Source organism: Legionella fallonii LLAP-10, assembly GCF_000953135.1.
GTDB classification, from domain to species: domain Bacteria; phylum Pseudomonadota; class Gammaproteobacteria; order Legionellales; family Legionellaceae; genus Legionella; species Legionella fallonii.
Map to the genome: position 1 here is coordinate 633133 of NZ_LN614827.1, position 23313 is coordinate 656445.

Here is a 23313-nt window from a genome sequence, read left to right on the forward strand (position 1 = left end):
AATGCAAAACCCATCACGCTGCTCATTAAGGATATTATTTTCATTAGGTTTTTTGTTGAATGCGATGGTTGCTCAAGCAATTACCCCGGTAGCTATAAATAAAGAAACTGATAAATACTTGGTTGATATTAAATATCCTCAAGGATTTCAATCTTCTGAAGTGAATTCGACAATCAAAGCATTCATAGATAAAACACAAGCCCAGTTTATGAAAAGTTTGGCTGAAGATGCCGACACACCGGCGGATGCTCCAGGGAAAACTGGATTGAATATTACCTATTCAGTGCCTTATGAATCTAAAAAAGCGTTGAGTGTTCGTTTTAACGTTTCTATTTATCATCGGGGCGCAGCTCATCCTGCAAATAACGTTGTAGTGGAAAACTTTGTTGAAGGACATCCAGTTAAATTGGCTGATTTATTTGCTTCTGGAGCTGATTATTTAAAACCTATAGCTGCGTTTTGTAAGCAAGCCATTACTGCCAAAAAAATATCGGATGCTAAATGGATAGAAGAAGGGACTAAACCTGTAGAAAAGAACTACGAAGTTTGGTCTTTTAATGATAAAGGGCTCGCTATTATATTTAACAGTTATCAAGTTGCTGCTTATGTCTATGGTGAACAAACTGTTGCGATACCTTTAGATAAAATCTCTTCCATGTTGAAACCTAAAATTTCTGCAACAGTGTGGAGTCATTAATGGCTGATACTCCATTTATAGCAGCAAATCAGAAGGTGGCAGAGTTAACGTTTCGAGTCATTTTATTAGCCATCATACTGACAGTATTGTTGGCTATGTCCAATGCTTATCTTGCCCTTAAGTTAGGAATTTTGACTTCTGCTTCTATTCCTGCTGCCATTATATCAATGGGTATTTTGCGCTTATTTAAAAATTCTACCATTTTAGAGAATAATGCAGTGCAAACCGCTGCTTCTGCCGGTGAGGCAGTAGCAGGGGGGATTGTTTACACTATTCCCGCGCTCATTATTATTCGCTTTTGGCATCATTTTGATTATACAACTAATTTTTTAATTGCTGCTTGTGGCGGTATTTTAGGTGTTTTGTTTTCTATTCCTTTGCGCCGTATTTTGGTCAATGAACAGGCCTTAAAATTCCCTGAAGGTCGTGCTATTGCTGAGGTATTAAAATCATCTGCTGATAAGGTGGGAGGAATAAAAGATATTTTTATTGGCGGCCTTATCGGTGGTTTTATTGAGTTATTACAAATAGGTTTTAAATTAATTGCTAGTAGCTGGAACTATTGGTTTGTAGTGAAGCGCTCATTGTTTGGTTTAGGCACCGGTTTTTCAGCAACCATGATAGGTGCTGGTTATTTGGTTGGCCATGATATGGCGATTAGCATTTTTCTGGGAGCAGTTATTTCTTGGTTAATTGCTTTACCTATAGTTAGCCAGCTGTATCCTGAATTTTTAAATCAATATTCGCCGGAGCAAGCTTCTTCATTACTATGGAGCAGCGAAATGCGCTATTTAGGAATAGGCGCCATGTTATTTGCTGGTATGTGGACCTTTGTAAAACTAATAAAGCCGTTATCTAAAAGTATCAGCATTTCGTTTAAGGCATTTATTTCTAAAGAAAAAGCTAACGAACAAATACCGCGCACGGATAAAGATATTCCCATGCCTTTTATTCTCATGGGTATCGGCATGATGGCGGCAATATTGTTTTTATTTTTTCAGTTTATATTTCCCCTAGGCCAAGTTGGTTTGGAAAATGGTTTTTCTCCTACCATTATATTTTTTGGTGTGGTCTATGTATTAGTTATTGGTTTTTTATTTTCGGTTATTACTGCTTATTTTTCCGGGATGGTTGGGGTGACCGCAAGCCCAGGAAGCTCCGTAGTTATTGCTGGTATGTTGTTCGCAGCTTGGTTATTACTTACTTTCATAGATCATTTGTTACCTCTACCTTTAAGTGCGGAACAAATTCAGGCGGCAGAGGCCATTACCATAATCATAGGTTCTGTGGTCACTGGCATTGCAGCTATTGCCAATGATAATACTCAAGATTTAAAGGTCGGGCAGCTAGTGGGGGCAACCCCATGGAAACAGCAAGTCATGTTGTTATTGGGGGTGATCGTTTCTTCCTTGGTTATACCACCAGTAATGCAATTGCTATTTGATGTTTATGGTATTGCCGGGGTTATGCCTCATGAGGGTATGGATATCAGTCAATCGTTACCTGCACCAACAGCAGCGCTTATGGCGGCAATCACTGAAGCCGTATTTAGAAAATCACTGCCCTGGGCCATGATGCTGGTTGGTTCTTGCATCATTTTGTTAGCTATTTTCGTAAACCATGTTTTTAAATTAAAGCGTTGGATCAATTTATCCATTCTAGGTATCGCTATAGGTATGTATTTACCCTTGGCTTCGTCCTTCCCCCTATTTATAGGCGGTATGATTGCATTATTCGTGCAAAAAAGACTACAACGTCTCAATCATAATGAGGACGAGCTAGTTGCGAGAAAGCAAAAAGGTACGTTGATCGCCTGTGGGCTTGTTGCTGGTTCTGCCATTATGGATGTCCTCTTAGCGATTCCCTTTTCTATTTTCCACTCTCCCGACGCCTTACAACTGGTAGGAGCTGGTTGGAAAGAATCGGGGACTTATCTTGGGGTACTCACCACGGTGTTACTTGCTTGGTGGATTAATAAAAGAGTGTGTACTAGCGCGGTTTAAATCTAATGTCTTCACGTTGTTTATTAAGCCCCACTGACGAACTAGGTCAGTGGGGCAGTTTGACACAACATTAAGTTGTAGGCCGGGCAACCATTTGTCCGACGTTATTACCTGTAAAAGAGCATTAGTTCAATTATTCATAACCACATTCGCTCGGGTAAAATATCACAATACGGGCGAGGGAGTTTTTCGTGCTATCGAAAGATTATCCCACTTCGTATTCTCTCTCCATTGAGGGAGAGGGAGAAATTTACCTCATTTCTTCCTTGATCTGACACCAACGATCCTTCCCTGACCCGATAAATATAAATGACCATAACCTTTACCCTTAGCCACCAATAGCAAGAAAAGCACAACGCACTGATGTGACTAAGAAGCAGAACCATACTTCCATCATTAAAATAGATTTTTTATTTTAAATAGTCTATTAGTTAATCAGCATGTCTTTAAAAAATTGATCTCCAATTCGCTGTAACCTCAGGGGCTTAATAAAATGGAACAGATGCAAACGGAGTTTTGTATCATCGGAGCAGGATTCTCTGGATTAGCTGCTGCTTACAAACTGACGCAGGCAGGACATTCGGTGATGGTTCTCGAGGCACGAGATAGAGTAGGTGGTCGAGTTTATACCGAAATTCTTCCTGATGGCACTCCACTGAATTGGGGAGGAACATTTATCGGGGAAGGACACGATCGTTTATATACTCTAATCAAAGAAATGCAATTAGAAACCTGCGAGCAATACACGCAAGGAAAAAATCTAATTTTTCTCAATGGAAAAAAATATAAATATTCCAACGGAATACCAAGGATTAATATTTTTAGTCTTATTGACTATGGCCTCGCAGTGAAAAAGTTGGAGAAAATGGCAAGCAAGGTGCCAATTGCTAATCCCTGGATGGCCGCTAAAGCCCCAAAATATGACAAACAAAGTCTCGGTAGCTGGATAGATTCTTACAGAAATTTAATAACACGTACCGCGAAAAAAATATTACATACTACCTTCACGGAGATTTTTATGTCGGATCCGGCAGAAGTCTCTCTATTACATGCACTGCAAATGATTCATTCACTTAAAAGTTTAGAATGGATTCAAGGAGCGAAAGGAGGAGCGCAGCAGGATGTGGTTGTCGGTGGGATGCAGGCAGTTGCCGAACAGTTAATGAATAAATTAAATACCTCGGTGCACCTGAATACCGCGGTACGAGTGATAAAGCAAAATGAACAGGGTGTCGAAATCATTGCAGATACACTTTGTGTGCAAGCGAAGCGAGTAATAAATGCAGTGCCCCCATGTCTTGCCGCAAGAATGAGTTATGAACCAGAACTTCCTCTGATTAAATCACAACTTCTCGATCGTTCCCCAGCAGGGCAAGCAATTCGCTGTTATGCTGTTTATCCAGAACCATTTTGGCGTACAGAAGGCTTTACAGGTCAAGGAATTGATCTAGATGAAGTACCCCAAGCGTCCATCGATCTGACACCACGAGAAGGAAAACCAGGTGTTCTTACTGCGTATATTTTTGGACCTCCAGCACGATATTTTGCAACCATATCTGCCGAAGAGCGACGCAAATTATTTATAACAGGACTCATCAAACGCTTTGGCTTAAAAGCCGCTTCTCCTATTTTTTATAAAGATCTGGATTGGGCTGCCGAACAATGGAGCCGCGGCGATATGTTTGCCCACTACGCAACGGGAGTACTCACCGGTTTTGGTTCTGCTCTACGCCAACCTTGTGGCCGTATTCATTGGGCCGCTACAGAAACCGCAACAGACTGGAGCGGTAGCATTGAAGGGGCAATACGCTCTGGCGAACGTGCCGCCGATGAAGTGCTCCATGCTAAAGATTAATTAATAGACCTCTTGCGAAACGTTATTGTAATAGACTGCTGAGCCATCGATCTGGTGGTCGAATCCTCCTGTGACTTTCGTGTATATTATGGTTCTCACTGCCATTATGTAAACGTGAGTTTTGGATAAGATCGCAGGAAAATCAGTGCTAGCGTAACCCAGAAACGGTGTGGCAGCAAAAATCAGGATAAACACGGCATTAGAAATTCTTTGTATATTCAATCCGGTGCAATAAAGTCAATCCTGCTCCTGGGTTACGCTAATGCTGCACCCAGGCTACAAACTCTGTCTTATCCAAAACTCATACTAAGTTAATGAATTTGTATACTTCGTAACCGTTCGGACTGAGGAGGCATTTATGCCGTCTCGAAGTTTTGCGTCAAGCGCCCCAATGCTTCGTGGCGGGGTTACCACCCATGGCCGTCAAGCTAAGGAAGAAATGAAGTAAATTCCCCCTTCTCTCTCGATGGAGAGGGAGTACAGAGACAGAATAATATTCAGATGGCACAAACAGTCCCCTCGCCCGCGCGAGGAGTTTTTATTAGAATCTAATACTCAATCGCGGGAGAGGGTTAGGGAGAGGGCGTTAGAAGGATATTTCGTTATTAGCTTGACGGTTATGGCCTCCTCAGTCCAAACGGTTCCGAAGTAGGTGAAATTAACTTAATTGCAGTGACTCTGGTTCTGCGCACGGTATTTCTTCACTGCATAGAGTTTGGAAAAAAGTCTATTAAATTGGATTTAATTTCGGCATATCCTCATGAAAATAAAATATTTTTTTTCTTTCTAATTGACGTGTTTTACTCCTTTGTTTACGATTGCAATCGGCTTGGAAATGCCATATGGAAGAAACTAAGGAGTAACCTCATGGAAAAATTAAGTAAGTGCCAACAATCAAAATTAACGGAATGTCTAGTATCTTTTTTTGTAAAATATCAGGTTTATATTATTTTAACCTTGTTATTTTTCATCATTCATATCACCTATATCGCATAGGTGCATCATGAAATTAGTACATTTAATACGCCAATTGAGCATTGGTTTAAATGCGTTTTGTTTTGCCGCTGCAGCGCAGGCGGGGATTTCTGTATGGAGTTTTGTACCAGACACCAGATTCCCACCTAAAGCGTCGGTGACTTCAACAGGTACCACCACGGTGAAATACACTATAATCAATAATTCATCCAAACCCCATAACCTGGTCATCTCGCCACAAACAGGAGTGAGTCAAAACAACGGTCCATGTTCGCTTGGGTCCAAAGGCTCTACATGCACGCTCACATTAACCATTATAGGCAGTGCACTACCTGCCAGTGGATTATCAGGCGGCCCTGTTCTTTGTCAAACGCACCCTGATGGGAGGACACCGAATCTCACTATGTGTTATCAGCCAAGCCAAACAGATAGTTTAGCCATTACTATCGTGCCTCATAATTTATCCATGTTGCCCATCCCTATTCAGGAAGCTACGGCAAATCAACCTTTTGTATATAATCTCAAATCATCAGTAAAATTTTATGATGAAAATCAGAGGGCCGGTCTACCAGCCCAAGGAGTAGTCAATCCTATCGAACAAGATGGATTACGCTTTGATCAGGCCAGTTTTTCTATAGCAGGAACACCAACACGTACTGGAATCTATTTCTTCACAGTTGGTGCACAAAATGCTAATGGCAGTGCGGCTCCTGTTGATATGCAGATAGAGGTTCATGTTAATGCTAAAGATAAGCCTGTTTTTAAACAACATTACTCAATGGCTAGTGCCTTACCGGAGCAGCGATACAGTATCAATCTCATGGAATTAATTGAGCCACAGATTGGCTTTATGGTAACCAATCAGATTACTTTCCGTATCGATCCCCGTTTTAGCCACCCTAAGTGGTTAAGTATTTCAGAAGAAGATAATACCCGGCTTGTGGGCAAAGTAGATAAGTATGCAGCGGGCAAAGAAGTGGAGGTTACTCTTATTGCTTCCTCTAATACCGGTGGCGACTCAGATCCTCTGACAATAAAAATTCCCATTGCTTATGACCCGACAATGAAACCGGTAATTGATGCGTTTGAGTTGAAAAAAGTTGCAGGTACTCAGTTTTATAAAGATTTATCTGAGTATATAAATGATCCTGCTCATGATTCTAGTCTTAGAGTAGTTTTCGATAAGGTAGAACCAGAAGTGCCTTGGCTTAGTGTCTCCTCGCTTAACCCTACTGTTTTAGAAGGGGCTATTCCTCCTGATGCTACAGGTCAATTATTTCAACTGACATTGCGAGCGACTACTTCAGTGGGCGGTAGCTCCGATCCGATAACTATTCCTTTGCAAATAAATATAAATAAAGAACGAACACCGCGGTTTAAAGCAGCTAACCCAATATTGCCAATGATCTATCCGGGGCAACCTTTTTTCTATGATTTTGTAGCGAATAGAGATATCTATCCTGAATATGATGACGCTCCTTATGAGATTAACTTTGCTGAAGAGTATGAGCTTCCAACTTGGTTGCGAATAGAAGAAAATAAATTGATTGCCGATTTGGTCCCACTTGAAGATATTGGTGACGAGGTTAATTTAAAAGTAGTGATAAAAAATATTCCTGGAGGAATGTCTGAAATTTATTCTTTAGATCTGACAGTAATGAATTAGTATTATAAAGCAAGAAAAATCTTTAACAAAAATTAAATACAGCATTAGGACGCATGATGACACAGATTTTTACCGGTGAAGGATTAGGGTTACAGGGTTCCTCTTTGGGTTTAGGCGCTTATGGGCCTAAGGGGGCTGCCGCATTAGGACAGGGCGGGGAATCTGTGTATGTTAATGCGGCTAATGGTAATCTGGTCTTACGCCAATCCGATGGTTTTTTAGCGGACATCGGTTTTGGTCTGGATTTATTTCAAACTTATAATTCACGTGGTGAAGGGGCATCATCTTGGCGTTTCAATTTACAGTCTCAGTTGGAAGTAAACGGTGAGATTAATACAGTAGGTTCATCAGTAACACGCATTGCTGAAGATGGCCACCGAAGTGTTTTTTTTTATGATGCGAATAAGCAAACATATATTCCCCAGGAGGGCGGAACAGCACGACTGACTTTTAATCAAAATGGTTGGGTTTATCGTGAAGGAAGCCAAAAAACAGCCTTTCATTATTCTCAGCAAGGACAGTTGGTTGAGATTCGTGATTTGGATGGGCATAGCGTTTCTTTTAATTATCAAAACAATCAGCTGATTAGTATTCTTGATAGCAGTGGCAAACAGAAAATAACGTGGTCTTTCCACAATGGCTTATTACAGGATGTGACTACAACCAGTGATGGTTTAATAATTCATCATCTTCACTATGAGTATGATGAGCAACAGCGCCTACAAAAAGTAAGCCGTGATTTAGGCCAAGGTAAAACATTTTGGATCGCCTATGATTATGCCGGGGATTCGAATGGGATTAGCGATATAAGACAGTCTGATGGGACAACATTACACATAGACTATGATGCACAAGGACGAGTAAAAAAATTGGTTGATGGGGAAGGACGCGTTAGCACTTATGACTATCAATCAGGAGCAACGACGGTTACTGATGGTCTGGGCGAGTCATGGACTTATTATTATGATGATAAAAATAGATTAACCGCTGTCGATGGGCCAGAGCAGTACCGTATTCGTTATTATTACGAGGGAACCCGGTTAAGTTCCATGGTTCAGGGCAATCAAGTGTGGCGGTTTCGCTACAATGATGAGGGGGATTGTATCTATATTGAAGAACCCTCAGGCCAGATCACCCAAAGAATTTATGACGCGGCTCATAGACTAATTTCTGAGACTCATTATCAAAATTTTGATGGTGCCCATCATCCTATTAATCCGCAAACAATCCGCTACATCTATGATGAGCGTGGTCATCTGTTATTTACCATCGCTTCCGATGGAACAGTTACTGAACGACGCTATGATGATCAGGGGCAACTGATCAGTTCTCGTTGTTATTTACGAGCTGGTTATGACTTGAGCAACCTGCCTTCTGATGAATTAGTGAGCAGGGAAGCACTACACTCATGGATAGCCAAGCAAAATCCACAAGAGATTAGCTTGATTGATTATCGCTATGATTGGCGCGGACAATTAATAGAAGAAATCCATTATGGACAAGTGAATGCGACAGGTCATGGTTCTGTTTTAGGAGCGCTCACCACGCGCAGCCGCTATGATGCCGCAGGTCGGTTAGTAGAAAAAAGTATTCCTATAGACGGTGGGTGGAGTATTACTCAGTATATTTATGATGATTTAGGACGACTCATTCAGACTGTAGATAACCAACACCATAGTCAGCGTATTGAGTACGATGATGAACATCAACGTATCATTGAAACAGATGTTAATGGATTACAAACGATTCGTCTTTATGACCGCAGTGGATTACTGCTTGCTGTCACCCGTTTGGACAACAGCCATGCCTATGGCACGACAACCTATCGATACGATGCGGCAGGCCGTTTGATTGCGCAAACAGGAGTTGATGGACTGACCACCTATACTTTCTATGATCAACAAGGACGTGTCCAGGCACAAGTCAATACCAGCGGTCATTTAACCGAATACCTTTATAATGACGAAGGTTTTTTATTAAAAACTCGTGAATACGAACAACGAGTTGTAACCTCTAATTGGTTAGAACAATTTCCTTCATTTACCGCAATAAAACCGCAAAATAGCCTTGATGATCGGATCAGCCAAATAGTCTATAACCAATATAACCAAATTGCTTATCGCATCGATGCGCAAGGGGCAGTGATTGGATATCAATACAATGCACAGGGACAAGTCATTGCAGCGCTTGCTTATGTCAAACGGTTAGGTGATTTTAATCCGGAGCAATTGCTAACAGTTGACACCATTCAGCTTATGACTGATGTGAACGATAGGGTGTCTTATTGTTATTATGATATCCAGGGTCGGTTAGCGGCACAAATTAATGGTGAGGGGTTTGCCACATCTTATGTTTATGACCGATTAGGAAATCTTATAGAAACCTGTCGTTATTTTAATAAAATGACAAAATCGTATAGTGGCAATTGGTCTTATGATAAACCTGTAGTGAATAGTCGCAAGGATATTCATACTTATACTCTTTATGATGCCCGGGGGTTAAAAGTCGCCGATATTGATGGTGAAAGGTACTTAACAGAATACCGTTATGATGCCCGCGGTTTATTGCAGGAGAAATGCTCCTATGAACAGGCGATATCCAACAGTATCCTTATCAATGAAACAACAACTATAGAACAAATCAGACCGCAGATTCACTCTAATGATCATCATACGCTTTATCAATACAATGATTTAGGCTTATTAATTGAAGAAAAAACACAAAGCGGTTTAGTAACTACTTATAGTTATGATGACATGGGGCAGTTAATCACAAAAGCCTTAACTGATGAGCATACTCATGCTGCACGCCAACAATGTTATCGTTATGATGCACTGGGGCGAGTGGTTCAAAGCCTTGATGAGATAGGGGCTGCATTATTGCAGCAACAAAGTGATTTATCTCAAGAGCAAATTGAGTCGATTTGGCAAAAGCACAGCGTGCGTTTTGAGTATAATCATGCTGGATTGCTACTTTCTAAAAGCAATGCGCTTAATCAAACCACTTATTATTTTTATGATGAGGCAAGAGCTCTACGCTATACAGTCAATGCAGATGGGGCTATCACAGAAACGGGTTATAATCATTTTGGTCAGGCGGCATTTACTAGAACGTACAGCGCTTATTTAAAAACTAATGTTAGAGGCTTAAGTACTGAGGAGCTATCAATACGATTGCAGCCCCTACAAGATGAGCGCTTTGATGAGTTCACTCATTATGAATACAACACCATTGGCCAAGTTATTGCAAAATACAGCGGAACATCAGGGCTGTTGACTCATAGCTATAATGCTTTTGGTGAATTAGAGTTCAGTACTCATAAAATAGATACGCAACATCAAACAACAACTTCTTTTACCTATGATAAACGCGGTTTATTAAGCCAACGCATTGATGATGTTGGTGGGATAGCTAGAAGTAATTCTATCCATTACGATGCATTTGGCTGGGTGACTAAAACAATTGATGGGCGTTTGAATGCAACCAGTTTTATTCTAAATAATCGTGGGGAGCAAGTAACCATTGTTAATGCAGGCAGCCAATTTAAAAAAATAAGCTATGATGCTTTTGGCCGAGTGCTTAAGGAAACCGATTTTACTCATGCAAAGGTCATAAAAAAATTTAGTTATGATGATCAAAACAACACTCTTGTTGTAACTCACCCTGAAAATAATGCAAAAATCACTACTCAGTTTAATGCGTTTGGTGATAAGGTTTCAGTCACTGACGCCAAAGGCTATGTTACCGATTTTCACTATGATGAAAAAGGTCAACTCATTAGTACAGAGGCTCCTGGGCAGACGTTTAAAAAATATCATTATGATGAATCGGGCAATCTTATCTGGCAAGAAGACGCTAACGGCCAAGTGATTGCTTATCGTTATGATGCCTCCGGCCATATTCTGTCAAAAACGTTAGATCCCGAGGGCTTGCAGCTTACGACCCAATATCAGTACGATGCGATAGGCCGGCAATTACAAATTATTGAAGCCAATGGTTGCATTAAGCAATTTACATATGATAATCAAGGTAATCTGGTTCAGTCTTGCGTTGATCCTCAGGGTTTAAATTTAGTCACCCAATTTATTTATGATGACAGGGGATTATTAATTCGTCAGAGCGAGATTAATTCTCATGGTGCCAATAAAATAACGGCTTATGAGTGGGATCATTTAGGCAGAAGAATTGCAACCATTAGTGATCCTGATGGCTTAAAACTCACTACCCGTTATGAATATGATGCTAATGATAACCTCATTACTCAGACTGATGCGAATCAACATCAGACGCATTATATTTATGATGTCAATAATCGCTGTCGCTATGAAGTGAATGCTCGGGGCGTGGTTACAGAACATCTCTATGATATTAATGGTAATGAAATCCAAACGGTAACTTACGCCAAGTCTATTCCTCCATTATCGCAATATAACGAAGCCAGTTTAAAGTCGGTACTCAAGGAAGATGCCCTTCACGATCAGTATCAATTTCGTATATTTGACAGTCTTGGCCAAGTAGTTTCCGCTTTTGATGCACTAGGCTATGCCACCACGTACAGCTATGACCGAAATGGCAATTTGTTGTGTATTTCCCAATATACAACAGCAATGCCAATAGACGATTTAAAGAAAGGGAATATTGTTTTACCTTCAGCAAAAGGGGAACGAATCCAATATTTTATCTATGATGGTTTAAATCAACTGATTTTTAAATGTGACAATCATGGATATGTCTCTCAATCTCAATATGACAGCAGTGGACAATTAGTAGTTAATATTCAATATGCTGAGAAAGTTTCTTTAGACATTGATTTGAGTACTACTTCAGAAGAGCTCCTTGCTCATGTAAAACCGAACATCCAACTAGATCAAACAACCCGCTATGCCTACGATAAAGCCGGACGGGTCACTATAGAGCTCAGTGCCGAAGGAATTGCCAAATCCTATGAATACGATAATGTGGGTCATGTCATTGCCAGTACGGTTTATGCTACTCGGGTTCCTTCTACGGGCTTAATCACTCTTGATAGCCAACACTTGATAAAAAGTGCCAATGACAGAACCAATCACTTTGTTTATGACGCAGCAGGTCAGGAGGTATACCGCGTCAGCAGCGAAGGGCGAGTGCTTGAACGTCGCTATGATGGGGTAGGCAATATCATTACTGAATTAACTCATGCAACACCTCTTCATCTATCACACTATACTTTAGCCGGTATTAAAAACGCGCTTCAATACCAGGACAAACAGGCTAAAATAACTAGATATGAATACGATGCAGCGGGCAGGTTATTAACTCAGGCTAATGCTCAGCATGCTGAGACCCATTATACTTATGATGCTCAGGGTAACGTATTAAGTAAATCGGAGGCCAATCATGCCCTTTGGACGTATCTGTACGATGAAACGAATCAACTCATAGAAAGCAGATCGCCTAGCACAAAAGTTATTACTGCTTCGGGACAAGAACAACGTTCTATAATAACACGTCATAGCTATGACAGTTTTGGTAATTTAACTGCTGTGGTACGTGATGCCGAGGGACTCAAACAAACACTATTGTATGATTTTGATAATAACAATCATAAAATAAAGACTATTTATCCTGATGTAAAAATAAATGCTGCCGGCAACAGTGCTTCCAACCAAAAACAGGAAGTGATCCAAACTTTAACTGAAGAAATCAAATACAATGCCTTTGGAGAAGTAATAGCAACCAGCGATAAAGCCGGTAACTGGAAGCATTTTGCTCTGGACAATAAGGGATTATTGATTTTTAGTGTCGATACTCAAGGCGGGCTAACTCAATATAAATATGATGCCTTTGGCCGTGTTATTGAAAAAGTTCTTTATGCCAATGTGCTTAAGGTAGGCAATGACTTTGAATACAATACTGCAACCATTGAAAAGGCATCTCGATCCAGTCAATACGATAGGCAGGAGTTCTATGTTTATAATTTGGATAATCAAGTCATTGAGGTCAGGCGCGATCCCGTTAGAATGTATAATTCCAAGACCGGCCATTACGATTCGAGTCTCCAACCTACGACAAAAAATACCTACAATGCCTTTGGTGAACTCATTAAATCCTCGGTAAAAATCAATGAATCCGAATGGGCTGAGACTTATACCTATTATGATCAAGACGGCCATCAAACAGCGGTTATTGATGCCGAAGGCTATTTAACCACCTACCATTTGAATGTATTTGGTGAGGTTGACCGCATGACAGAGCATGCTTTGGCTGCCGCGGATTGGAATACGGAGCGATACAATCAAGGATCAGTCAATGCACACGATCGGACGGTGACTTATAGCTATGATGCCTTAGGCCAATTGACCAGTAAAACCTTAAAACAGGTTCGTTTTGAACGTTTAAAAGCAGGCACTAATACTTATGAAACCATTACCCAAGATGTAACGACCACTTACGGTTATGATGCATTAGGTCATTTAATAACTACCACAGATGCCAAAGGTAACACCGCTTATTGTTATTATAATGAATTAGGTCAATTGATTGCAAAAGTTGCACCGCGGACTCAGGATGGACGCGCAGCAACCACTTATGCCTACGATGCATTGGGGCATTTAGTAGAAACCAGACGTTGGGCTCAGGGAGTGAGTGAGGCTGATGCTGAACATTTTGTTTTAAAGGGGGCTTCGCACGAAGATATTCTGACACGTCAGGAATATGATGTTCAGGGGCAAGTCATTACGGAGACGGATGGAATAAAGCATCAGGTGTACTACAGTTATGATGCCAATGGGAATTTGGCTCGTAGCTGGACTACACTAAAACAAGTGGATAACAGCCTGTTAATTCAGGATAAACGATATCGTTATGATAGTGAGCAGAACCTGTTGCAGACGGCAACGGTCAACAACTTTGGTGTGTTCCATACGGACGACGCCCAATATAATGCGTTTGGGGAAGTTGTTGCCAAAGGCATGAACGGCAGCTATAGCACTCATGTGGATTATGATCGTTTAGGGCGAGTTTGGCGTTCCAATACTCAAGGGCATTATCAAATTTTTGTTTATGATTTGATGAATAATGTGACTCAAGTAGTGACTTCAACCAACACATTTAGTGATGAATATCAACGATTTGGTGTGGATTTATCAGGAAAAGATTTTGAACGGGCGGAGAGCTATGATCAGCGTACATGGCTCTACGATTTACAGCGTCAGAATAATGTTTATGACTCATTAGGGCATCTTTTAAGCCAAACGAAAGAGTTTAGTGTTCCTGCTTCGGAGCAAATTAATACTGGTTATTTGAAACACGCCTCTCAGTCACAAACCGTTGATCGTTGGGGCAATATGCTCAGCTTTACCAACTCCCTGGGCTTTCAGACTCGTTATGAATACAATGCGTTTAATCAGGTAGTCAAACAGGAGTTGCCTGAGGTTCAGGTGGTTGATGAGCATGGGGTAGGGAGTACTTTAAAACCGGTTAACACCTATGCTTATGATGAGTTGGGACAGGCTATAGCTATGGTTGATGCGAATGGCCACGTGGTGAGTAAAGAATATGATGCACTGGGGCGGGTTATTTTAGAGAGGGATGCCCGGGGATATCAGCGAGCGAAGCATTATAATTTATTGGAGCAACTCACCCAATCCGTCAATGAGTTGGGGGCAGTGACCAGCTACACTTATGATAATGCCAATAGGTTAGTCGCAATCAATACAGCAAACACCCATCAGCAGTATGACTATGATGAGGCTGGTCAATTGATAAAGCAACAAAATGGCGAGAAAGAACAAACCCTTTTTTGGTATGATACTTTAGGTAATCAGGTCAAACGTCGTGATGCCCGTGGATATGAGACGAATTATAAATACGATGCTTTTGGTCGTAAAACGGAAGAAAAAGACGCCTTAGGCCACACTCAGTTCTGGGTCTATAACAATCAGGGGCAATTGGAAGAACATACGGACTTAGGGGGGCGCCTTACGCACTATGACTATAATACCAATGGATTATTAATTGAGGAGCATTCTACTTCAGGGAAACACACTAAATATTTTTATCAGGGAGATGGTGAGTTAACCCAATTTGTTGATGAAACGAAGAATGAAATAATCCGCTATACCTATGATGCTCAAGGCCAGATGACGAGTAAAGATTCAGGTCGGGGGGCTATGGTTGACGATGGATGGATTAGAGAAACAGACTATTATCAATACGATGCCCTGGGTCGCTTAATCGAGGTGAGACGCCGAAACCCCGCGGATACAGACAAAAATTTTCCCAACAAAGAGCATGCCTTACTGTCCATTGATTATGAGTATGATGCAGTGGGTAATATACGCCACACGCAAGTGAGTGCCCATGATAGTACCAAGGGTAAAGGGCAAGTTCATAGCGATGATTATTATCTTTATGATGAAAACAATCGTATGACGGTCAACAAGGGGCAATTGGTTAATGGTCAGATTATGATGACGAGTAGCCAAGGTAGTACGGTTTCTTATGATGCGGCGGGCAATATCAAGGATTCTGTTAAATATGAACATGGTTTACAACAAAAATACCATTATGAATACAATAAAGACAACCAACTGGAGTTGATTCAAAAAAACGATATTAATCTGCAGTCCAAGCGCTATGATAAAGCCGGCCGGGTGTATTTAGAGAGTAGTTTTGATGCTGGTGGAAATTTGGCTCAATCCAACATTATGTCGTTTCGTCATGGGGTATTGGAGGCGCAAAGGACGGTGAATGGAGGGGGAGTTGAAGTATCTCATAGTAGTTACGGGTATGATGTGGTGGGTAATCTAACTGATGTCTCTACCTACGTGAAAGACCCCGGTAAAATATTCGGCTATACCTCAAAACATCATTATAGCTATGCTCTATGGGATGGTTATCTCCAAAGTTTGGATGAAGCAACGCAAATTGATGATAGGGGAGGGGGGAGTAATGGCAGTAGTAGAAGAATCTATGATGTGAACGGTCAATTAGAGGAAGCGCGTGATGAGGGGGGAGCGAATAGCAGCCATTATTTGAATAGCACCTTTGAAGGGATGAAAGCGCGCAAGGACAAGGAGGGTCAAATCAGTTATTTGAGTGTTGCAGGAAAAACGATAGGTGATTTACACGTAGACCAAGAGGGTAACCAACAATTAACGGTTTATGGAGGATTTACACCTACGGGTACGCAGCAAAAAGCAGGGCCTGCGGCTAAGTATTCATGGAGTCGACCGACGAGTGAGCAGAGTATCAATGGATTTTTAAATGGTGGGAACGAGAGCCGTGTTAATGGAGTCGCGCCTGATGCGCCGCAAGACAATCTTGGTTCTTATACTGTTCAGTCTGGGGATAGTTTAGAAAACATTGCGTTGCAGGTTTATGGTGACAGCAGTTTATGGTATCTGTTAGCGGATGCCAATGGCATAAGTGATAGAGGCGCCCAGGCAGGCAGCAGCGAGCAGCTGCATATAGGACAGAGGCTTAATATTCCTCCTGTGGCCACAGGCCAGCATCATAGCAGTGGTACTCATAAAGTGCTTAATGGCACTCAGATGATAGGGGATACCAGTGCTACGGTAATTGCCCCCGCCGCCCCACCGCCGTTACCGAAAAAGCATGGTTTATTTTCCAAGATTGTTGTCGCTGTTGTTTCTGTAGTGGCGACGGTGATGACTGCGGGTATTATGGGTGCTTTAGCGGGTGTTGGCGCCACCAGTGGTGGTTTATTCGCCACGGGGATGGAAGTTCTTGGCGGTAGTTTAATGCATGGTTTAGGTGCAACGCTCGGAGCTGGTTTTACTGCGGGGTTCATTGGCAACATAGCAAGCCAAGGGGTTGCCAAAGCACTCGAGCTGCAAGAGAGCATCTCTCTTAAAGGCGCGTTGATTACCGGTCTTGCGACTGCGGCCTCCAGTGGTTTGTTACGAGGATTAAATGGCAGCAAAGTATATCAACAGTTCACTAACACTATGGATGAACTATCTGTATCGAAAGCCTTTAGCATTTCCAGCGCGGCGCAACTAATGGAGCAAAACGCGTTAAGCCAGAGCATTAGCCTTTCGCTGCAAAAACACCAACACTTCGACTGGGAGCAACTTGCCGTATCTGGTGTCACCGCGGGTCTAATGGGAGGGGCACTAGGAAGCAAACTGGATAAAATCCTAAGAGGCCTAGACCACAACACCGGCATGCTGAGCTCTGAATTAAGGGCTTTAACCAACGCGGGATTAAACAGCGCGGTTGCCGGCAGCCAACTCAATGCCTTGGATGTGCTTCAAGATAATTTAGGCGCTGCAATTGGCTCTGCAATAACGGATAAAAGGAGCGAATTAGAACAGTCGCAAATCACAGGCAAAGATTTAGCACGATTAAAACTAAAAGAAATCGACGAGATGGATGAGTATTGTCCTATCCCCACTGAAGAAGGCGCTTATTCTCCTATACCTGAAGGTACTTATGAACGATTCCATCAAGAAATCCTAGCCCACCAACGAGCTGCTTTAGAGCAGGAAGAGCAAGATAATTATGAAGCGCGGGAGTTAAGTGGTAGCGAGGGATATGAATCTGCTCAACCCCATCTGAGTAATCAGCAAACACTAAGTTTAGGGAATTATGAACGCCTGTCCTTTGATTCGGATTTGTTTAAATCTAGCAATGATGGAGTTAAAGAGCTTGGTTTTGAGAGTCAAGTGTATTGGAATTCTAAAGAGCATGGAGTGGGGCAGTTTGTTGGCGATTCTAATATGAATATAGGTCTTATCGATTTTGTATTTAAAGATAATGAATTAGACATCAATTCATTATCTAATAAAAAAGAGATTTGGGTTGCTTTGAATTCTAAATTTGGAACAAAGATAAATTTTTTAGCAATAAACAATGCTGAAGGTGGGCAAGCAAAACGAGGTTATTTGCCTATGGAGGATGGTAAAGTACTAGGTAAAAGCGGGATCACTATTGCTACTGGATTTGATATTGGTCAGTATAGTAAGCGACAAATTAAGGATCTGAAATTTCCTAAGGCATTAGAAAAAAAGCTATTACCCTTCGCAGAGTTAATAAAGGATGATGCAAAAAAATTACTTCCTTTGGCTAATCAGACTATTATATCTACCGAAGAAGCTAATTTAATTGATTTTAAAATAAAGAGAATTCATTTGAATTCTGCAATTAAAGATTGGAACGCCAATAAGTTCGAAAATACCCCAGCTTTTCAAGATCTAACTTCTGGCCAACAAACTGTTTTGTTTTCGAGAACTTTTCATCAAGGACCAAGTATGCCAAGATTACCAGTTTCTCAAAAATTTTATAGGGCAGCTTTAGAAAATAATTGGGTTGAAGCTGAAAAACATTTAAGAAATTATAATGTAAAAGCTAAGTGGTACGTGAATCGAGTTAATAATGAGGCTGATATACTAAAACGAGAAAGGTTATTAAAATGAAAGTGTGCCAAATTTATTTTTTAGTTGTTGTTTCTTTTATTTCCGTCCAAGTAAACGCTCAAAAATATGAATATACAGGAAACTGTAGTATGGATAATTATCAAGAAAATTTTGAAGATTGTTTAGATAAGGAACTTGCTACGTACGATAAAGAATTAAATATTTTATATAAGAGAGAATCTAAATACTCATCCTATAAACAATTACAAAAGGCTGAGAGGTTATGGATTAAATTTAAGAAAGAAGATTGTGTTTATATTGCTCGCACAGTTCATGGTGGCAAAATGTACCCATTCATATATAGAGCATGCCTTATTAATAAAACAAAAGCTAGGATATCTGATCTCAAAAGATCTGTTTTCTATCGAGGATGGTTCAAAGATTAGAGCTTGTCTGATTAAGCATGAAGTAAACTATTTATATAGCCAGCATAGATACTATGATAAAGCCGGCCGGGTGTATTTAGAGAGTAGTTTTGATGCTGGTGGAAATTTGGCTCAATCCAACATTATGTCGTTTCGTCATGGGGTATTGGAGGCGCAAAGGACGGTGAATGGAGGGGGAGTTGAAGTATCTCATAGTAGTTACGGGTATGATGTGGTGGGTAATCTAACTGATGTCTCTACCTACGTGAAAGACCCCGGTAAAGTATTCGGCTATACCTCAAAACATCATTATAGTTTGTACAAGGCTATGTTGGAGACTCATAGAGAAGCAGTAATAAATGCTAAGCAGGATGAATTAGATAAGGAGAAAAAAATTGAGGGGGCTCAAAAAATACTAGAGGAAGGTTCTGATCCAGATTTTTTTTCTAAACTAACAGGTATTTTTATAGAAAATATCAGGTTATTACGAAGATTGAGTAATTAGTGGAGTGCTCTACTTTTTGATGAAAATTTTGACTTCTAAAAACACAATTCTTGCTTCAGCTGTAGTATTGTAGTCTGGATTAGCCGCCTTTGGCGGCGTAATCTGATTTATCCCAGATTAATACTCCACGGTCTATCTTATTTTTAAAGGAACTCGCGGATTATGGCTTTACCTAATCCGGTCTTGCGACTGCGGCCTCCAGTGGTTTGTTACGAGGATTAAATGGCAGCAAAGTATATCAACAGTTCACTAACACTATGGATGAACTATCTGTATCGAAAGCCTTTAGCATTTCCAGCGCGGCGCAACTAATGGAGCAAAACGCGTTAAGCCAGAGCATTAGCCTTTCGCTGCAAAAACACCAACACTTCGACTGGGAGCAACTTGCCGTATCTGGTGTCACCGCGGGTCTAATGGGAGGGGCACTAGGAAGCAAACTGGATAAAACCCTAAGAGGCCTAGACCACAACACCGGCATGCTGAGCTCTGAATTAAGGGCTTTAACCAACGCGGGATTAAACAGCGCGGTTGCCGGCAGCCAACTCAATGCCTTGGATGTGCTTCAAGATAATTTAGGCGCTGCAATTGGCTCTGCAATAACGGATAAAAGGAGCGAATTAGAACAGTCGCAAATCACAGGCAAAGATTTAGCACGATTAAAACTAAAAGAAATCGACGAGATGGATGAGTATTGTCCTATCCCCACTGAAGAAGGCGCTTATTCTCCTATACCTGAAGGTACTTATGAACGATTCCATCAAGAAATCCTAGCCCACCAACGAGCTGCTTTAGAGCAGGAAGAGCAAGATAATTATGAAGCGCGGGAGTTAAGTGGTAGCGAGGGATATGAATCTGCTCAACCCCATCTGAGTAATCAGCAAACACTAAGTTTAGGGAATTATGAACGCCTGTCCTTGGATTCGGATTTGTTTAAATCTAGCAATGATGGAGTTAAAGAGCTTAATTTTGAGAGTAAAGTGTATTGGAGTTTTAAAGAGCATGAAGGGAGCAATACTATTGCAGGAATTAAACTTAAGGGACTTGAGTGGCGTGGTCATAGTAGAGAAGGGCAATATGACATTAATTATGATGAACTCCTAGTTAAACAGCATGGTTCTGCTTACAAGAAAGATGAAGTTGTAGATAAATCATATTATTTTCGCACCCCGGGCTCTCCTGTATGGGGGTATGCAAGTAGAGAAACTCAAATAGAAACTATTGACGCTTTAATTACATCTGCTATCGAACATGAATTAAGCTTACGCGATACTGCCCATGTATTAGTAATTGCCCGCCATGAGTCAGGTTTTAATCCTTATGCGGCTGCTGGTTCTACTACAGCGAGCGGTCTTGGTCAGTTTGTTGAACATACAGGAGATGCATATGGTATAAACGGCTCGACCAGATGGAATATAAAAGTACAGGCGGATGCTTTAGTAAGTCATTTCATAGATAATAAGGCCTTAGTAAAGCAAAGAAAATTGACTGAATCTTATATTTATAAATTCCACCACGATGGTCCAACGAGAAATTATGGTGGATTAGCGTTATCAATGAATAAAATTATGCCAAAAATAGGAAGTATTACTCATGCGATTCATAAAATATTTTAATACCTGCTTTTTATTAGTATGCATATCTATGTCTCCACAAACTGCAGATGCTCTAGTGGTTGAAAAGAAATGTGGGAAATATATTTTTCAGGTACAAATAACAAATGAGAATGATATTGGCGAAAGGCTATATAAGCTGTATTACCAGATAGCTGATCAGGAAAAAAAATTATTCTATCAAACGGAGCTAGGGATGAGCTTGGCAGCAGCATGTATACAAAATAATAAAAAACAATATTTGATGCTTTTTCAAGAAAATTGCGGTGGCAATGGGTGTCCAGAAGATATTTTTGGGATATACGATCCTAATGAAAAGAGAATGCTAGTCAAGCCAGCTGATTGGCCCAAAGGTAATACAAAAGAAATTGAAAAAATGATAGGTCATCAACTTGAATCCTCAGATAATGAGAAGTCTTTTTTTTGTTGCGGCCGCCAGTTATATGATTTCCGATTTGGCCATTTTAAGCGCTCTAACTCTGAAAAAGATGGGGCTGTCAAGAGCAACTAGATTGAATTATCTGTATCTAAAGCCTTCAGCCCACTGAAGAAGGCGCTTATTCCCCCATACGTGAAGGTACCTATGAACGATTCCATCAAGAAATCCTAGCCTATCAACGAGCTGCTTTGGAGCAGGAAGAGCAAGATAATTATGAAGCGCGGAAGTTAAGTGGTAGCGAGGGATATGAATCTGCTCAACCCCATCTTACTAATCAGCAAACACTAAGTTTAGGGAATTATGAACGCTTGTCCTTTGATTCGGATTTGTTTAAATCTAGCAATGATGGAGTTAAAGAGCTTGGTTTTGAGAGTAAAGTGTATTGGAGTTTTAAAGAGCATGAGGTCGAGCAGTTTCAGAAGAATATTGTTCTAGATCTATATAATTCGATAATTCGGAATTTGAATTTAGAGAAAATGAAAAACAACAAAACTCATTCTCAAGTATAGCTGAAGTTTGGTCGGCTTTAAATTCGAAATATGATACGAGAATTGATTTTTCATTACCTTGCGAATTTGAAGGAGGACAACAATTGCAGGGGTATTTACCAATTAAAAAGAAGACTGGGACCGTGATTGGGAGGAGTGGAATTACTTTCGCCACTGGATTTGATTTAGGGCAGAATAGCGCTAGTGATATAAAGAAATTTAATTTCCCAAAAGAGCTGGAAGAAAAATTATTGCCTTTTGTAGGAGCACAGAGAGAAGATGCAAAAAAATTACTTCCTTTAGCCGAGAGGACTTTTATATCTTTTGAAGAAGCAAATCTAATCGATTTTAAAGTAAAAGGACTTCATCTACGGTCTGCTATTAAGCGCTGGGATGCTCACAGGTCTGAAAACACCCCAGCTTTTAGAGATTTAACTTCTGGTCAACAAATTGTTTTATTTTCAAGAACTTTTCATCAGGGGAGACGCATGCCTGATTTACTAATTGCTCAAAAATTTTATAGAGCTGCCTTAGACAACAATTGGGTTGAGGCAGAAAAACATTTAAGAAATTATAATGTACCTGAAGGGTGGTATAAGGATAGAGTTAATAAAGAGGCCGATGTATTAAAACGAGAAAGGTTATTAAAATGAAAGTGCATAAAATTTATTTTTTAGTAGGTCTTTTTTTTATATCCATTCAGTTAAATGCTCAAAAATATGAATATACAGGAAATTGTAATGCTAATAATTATAAAGAGAAGTTCGAAGATTGTTTAGATAAAGAGGTTGCTATGTACGATAAAGAGTTAAATATTTTATATAATAGACTATCCAAATACTCCTCCTACAAGCAGCTTCGAAAAACAGAGAGGTTATGGATTAAATTTAAAGAAGAGGATTGTGATTATATTGCTAATGAAGTCAATGGAGGGAAGTTTTATCAATTCATATATGATGTGTGTTTAATTAATAAAACTAAAGCCAGGATAGACGATTTGAAACGTTCTTATTTCTATTCTGGCTGGTTTAAGAAAAATTGCTAATATCTCAGGCTCACGATAAATACCCTAGTGTTCCCGTGGATTTAATTAATGCGGTGATTGTTCAGGAAAGTAATGGCGCATGGAATGCAGTATCTACAGCAGACAGCTTGTTAACGAGTACATTAACAAAGACTCTAAATAATCACTGTTATTTTATAAGGTGTTTAAAGTAACTTGAGTTTCATGGGTATGAGTATGTGTATATGATTCATTGAGATTTATTGCTTCTATAAGTTAAAGAGCGT

The 23313-nt window shown here is 40.4% G+C and carries 12 protein-coding genes; all 12 read left to right on the top strand.

Features of this window, described 5'->3' with window-relative positions; translation table 11 throughout:
- Position 1 precedes the first annotated feature (1 nt).
- The 12 genes from LFA_RS02545 (at position 2) to LFA_RS18735 (ending at position 23068) form a co-directional block, all read left to right on the top strand.
- Complete coding sequence (locus LFA_RS02545; RefSeq protein WP_045094786.1) at positions 2 to 697, top strand: DUF3298 and DUF4163 domain-containing protein; 696 nt, start codon at positions 2 to 4, stop codon at positions 695 to 697.
- The gene (locus LFA_RS02550) at positions 697 to 2700 is read left to right on the top strand and encodes an OPT family oligopeptide transporter (RefSeq protein ID WP_045094787.1); all 2004 of its coding nucleotides are present in this window, start codon (positions 697 to 699) and stop codon (positions 2698 to 2700) included. The genes LFA_RS02545 and LFA_RS02550 overlap by 1 nt, the downstream gene beginning before the upstream one ends.
- Positions 2701 to 3193: 493 nt before the next feature.
- Positions 3194 to 4555, top strand: coding sequence for a flavin monoamine oxidase family protein (locus LFA_RS02555; RefSeq protein ID WP_045094788.1), 1362 nt, complete (start codon positions 3194 to 3196; stop codon positions 4553 to 4555).
- A gap of 1003 nt (positions 4556 to 5558) precedes the next feature.
- Positions 5559 to 7196: a hypothetical protein gene (locus LFA_RS02560; protein ID WP_045094789.1), complete on the top strand. Its 1638-nt coding sequence runs from the start codon at positions 5559 to 5561 to the stop codon at positions 7194 to 7196.
- Positions 7197 to 7249: 53 nt separating this feature from the next.
- Positions 7250 to 18616 carry a pesticin C-terminus-like muramidase gene (locus LFA_RS02565; protein ID WP_084602094.1) on the top strand — a complete coding sequence of 3789 codons (11367 nt, stop codon included), beginning with the start codon at positions 7250 to 7252 and terminating at the stop codon, positions 18614 to 18616.
- Positions 18613 to 19002, top strand: coding sequence for a lysozyme inhibitor LprI family protein (locus LFA_RS02570; RefSeq protein ID WP_052673828.1), 390 nt, complete (start codon positions 18613 to 18615; stop codon positions 19000 to 19002). Before LFA_RS02565 ends, LFA_RS02570 begins: the two co-directional genes overlap by 4 nt.
- Before the next feature lie 70 nt (positions 19003 to 19072).
- Complete coding sequence (locus LFA_RS02575; protein ID WP_045094791.1) at positions 19073 to 19486, top strand: hypothetical protein; 414 nt, start codon at positions 19073 to 19075, stop codon at positions 19484 to 19486.
- Between the two features lie 206 nt (positions 19487 to 19692).
- Positions 19693 to 21099, top strand: coding sequence for a lytic transglycosylase domain-containing protein (locus tag LFA_RS02580; protein ID WP_157010253.1), 1407 nt, complete (start codon positions 19693 to 19695; stop codon positions 21097 to 21099).
- Between the two features lie 55 nt (positions 21100 to 21154).
- The gene (locus LFA_RS02585; RefSeq protein ID WP_157010254.1) at positions 21155 to 21607 is read left to right on the top strand and encodes a hypothetical protein; all 453 of its coding nucleotides are present in this window, start codon (positions 21155 to 21157) and stop codon (positions 21605 to 21607) included.
- Between the two features lie 116 nt (positions 21608 to 21723).
- Positions 21724 to 22044 (top strand): hypothetical protein, encoded by a 321-nt coding sequence (locus tag LFA_RS02590; RefSeq protein ID WP_045094794.1) that lies wholly within the window; start codon positions 21724 to 21726, stop codon positions 22042 to 22044.
- Between the two features lie 41 nt (positions 22045 to 22085).
- Complete coding sequence (locus LFA_RS02595) at positions 22086 to 22676, top strand: pesticin C-terminus-like muramidase (RefSeq protein ID WP_269447748.1); 591 nt, start codon at positions 22086 to 22088, stop codon at positions 22674 to 22676.
- Complete coding sequence (locus LFA_RS18735) at positions 22673 to 23068, top strand: lysozyme inhibitor LprI family protein (protein WP_052673829.1); 396 nt, start codon at positions 22673 to 22675, stop codon at positions 23066 to 23068. The genes LFA_RS02595 and LFA_RS18735 overlap by 4 nt, the downstream gene beginning before the upstream one ends.
- Positions 23069 to 23313: the final 245 nt, after the last annotated feature.

Excerpts from the sequence above, each read along its gene's own strand:
- LFA_RS02550 (WP_045094787.1), top strand. The coding sequence starts at position 697 with ATGGCTGATACTCCATTTATAGCAGCAAATCAGAAGGTGGCAGAGTTA.
- LFA_RS18735 (WP_052673829.1), top strand. The coding sequence starts at position 22,673 with ATGAAAGTGCATAAAATTTATTTTTTAGTAGGTCTTTTTTTTATATCC.
- LFA_RS02545 (WP_045094786.1), top strand. The coding sequence starts at position 2 with ATGCAAAACCCATCACGCTGCTCATTAAGGATATTATTTTCATTAGGT.
- LFA_RS02565 (WP_084602094.1), top strand. The coding sequence starts at position 7,250 with ATGATGACACAGATTTTTACCGGTGAAGGATTAGGGTTACAGGGTTCC.
- LFA_RS02560 (WP_045094789.1), top strand. The coding sequence starts at position 5,559 with ATGAAATTAGTACATTTAATACGCCAATTGAGCATTGGTTTAAATGCG.
- LFA_RS02555 (WP_045094788.1), top strand. The coding sequence starts at position 3,194 with ATGGAACAGATGCAAACGGAGTTTTGTATCATCGGAGCAGGATTCTCT.
- LFA_RS02570 (WP_052673828.1), top strand. The coding sequence starts at position 18,613 with ATGAAAGTGTGCCAAATTTATTTTTTAGTTGTTGTTTCTTTTATTTCC.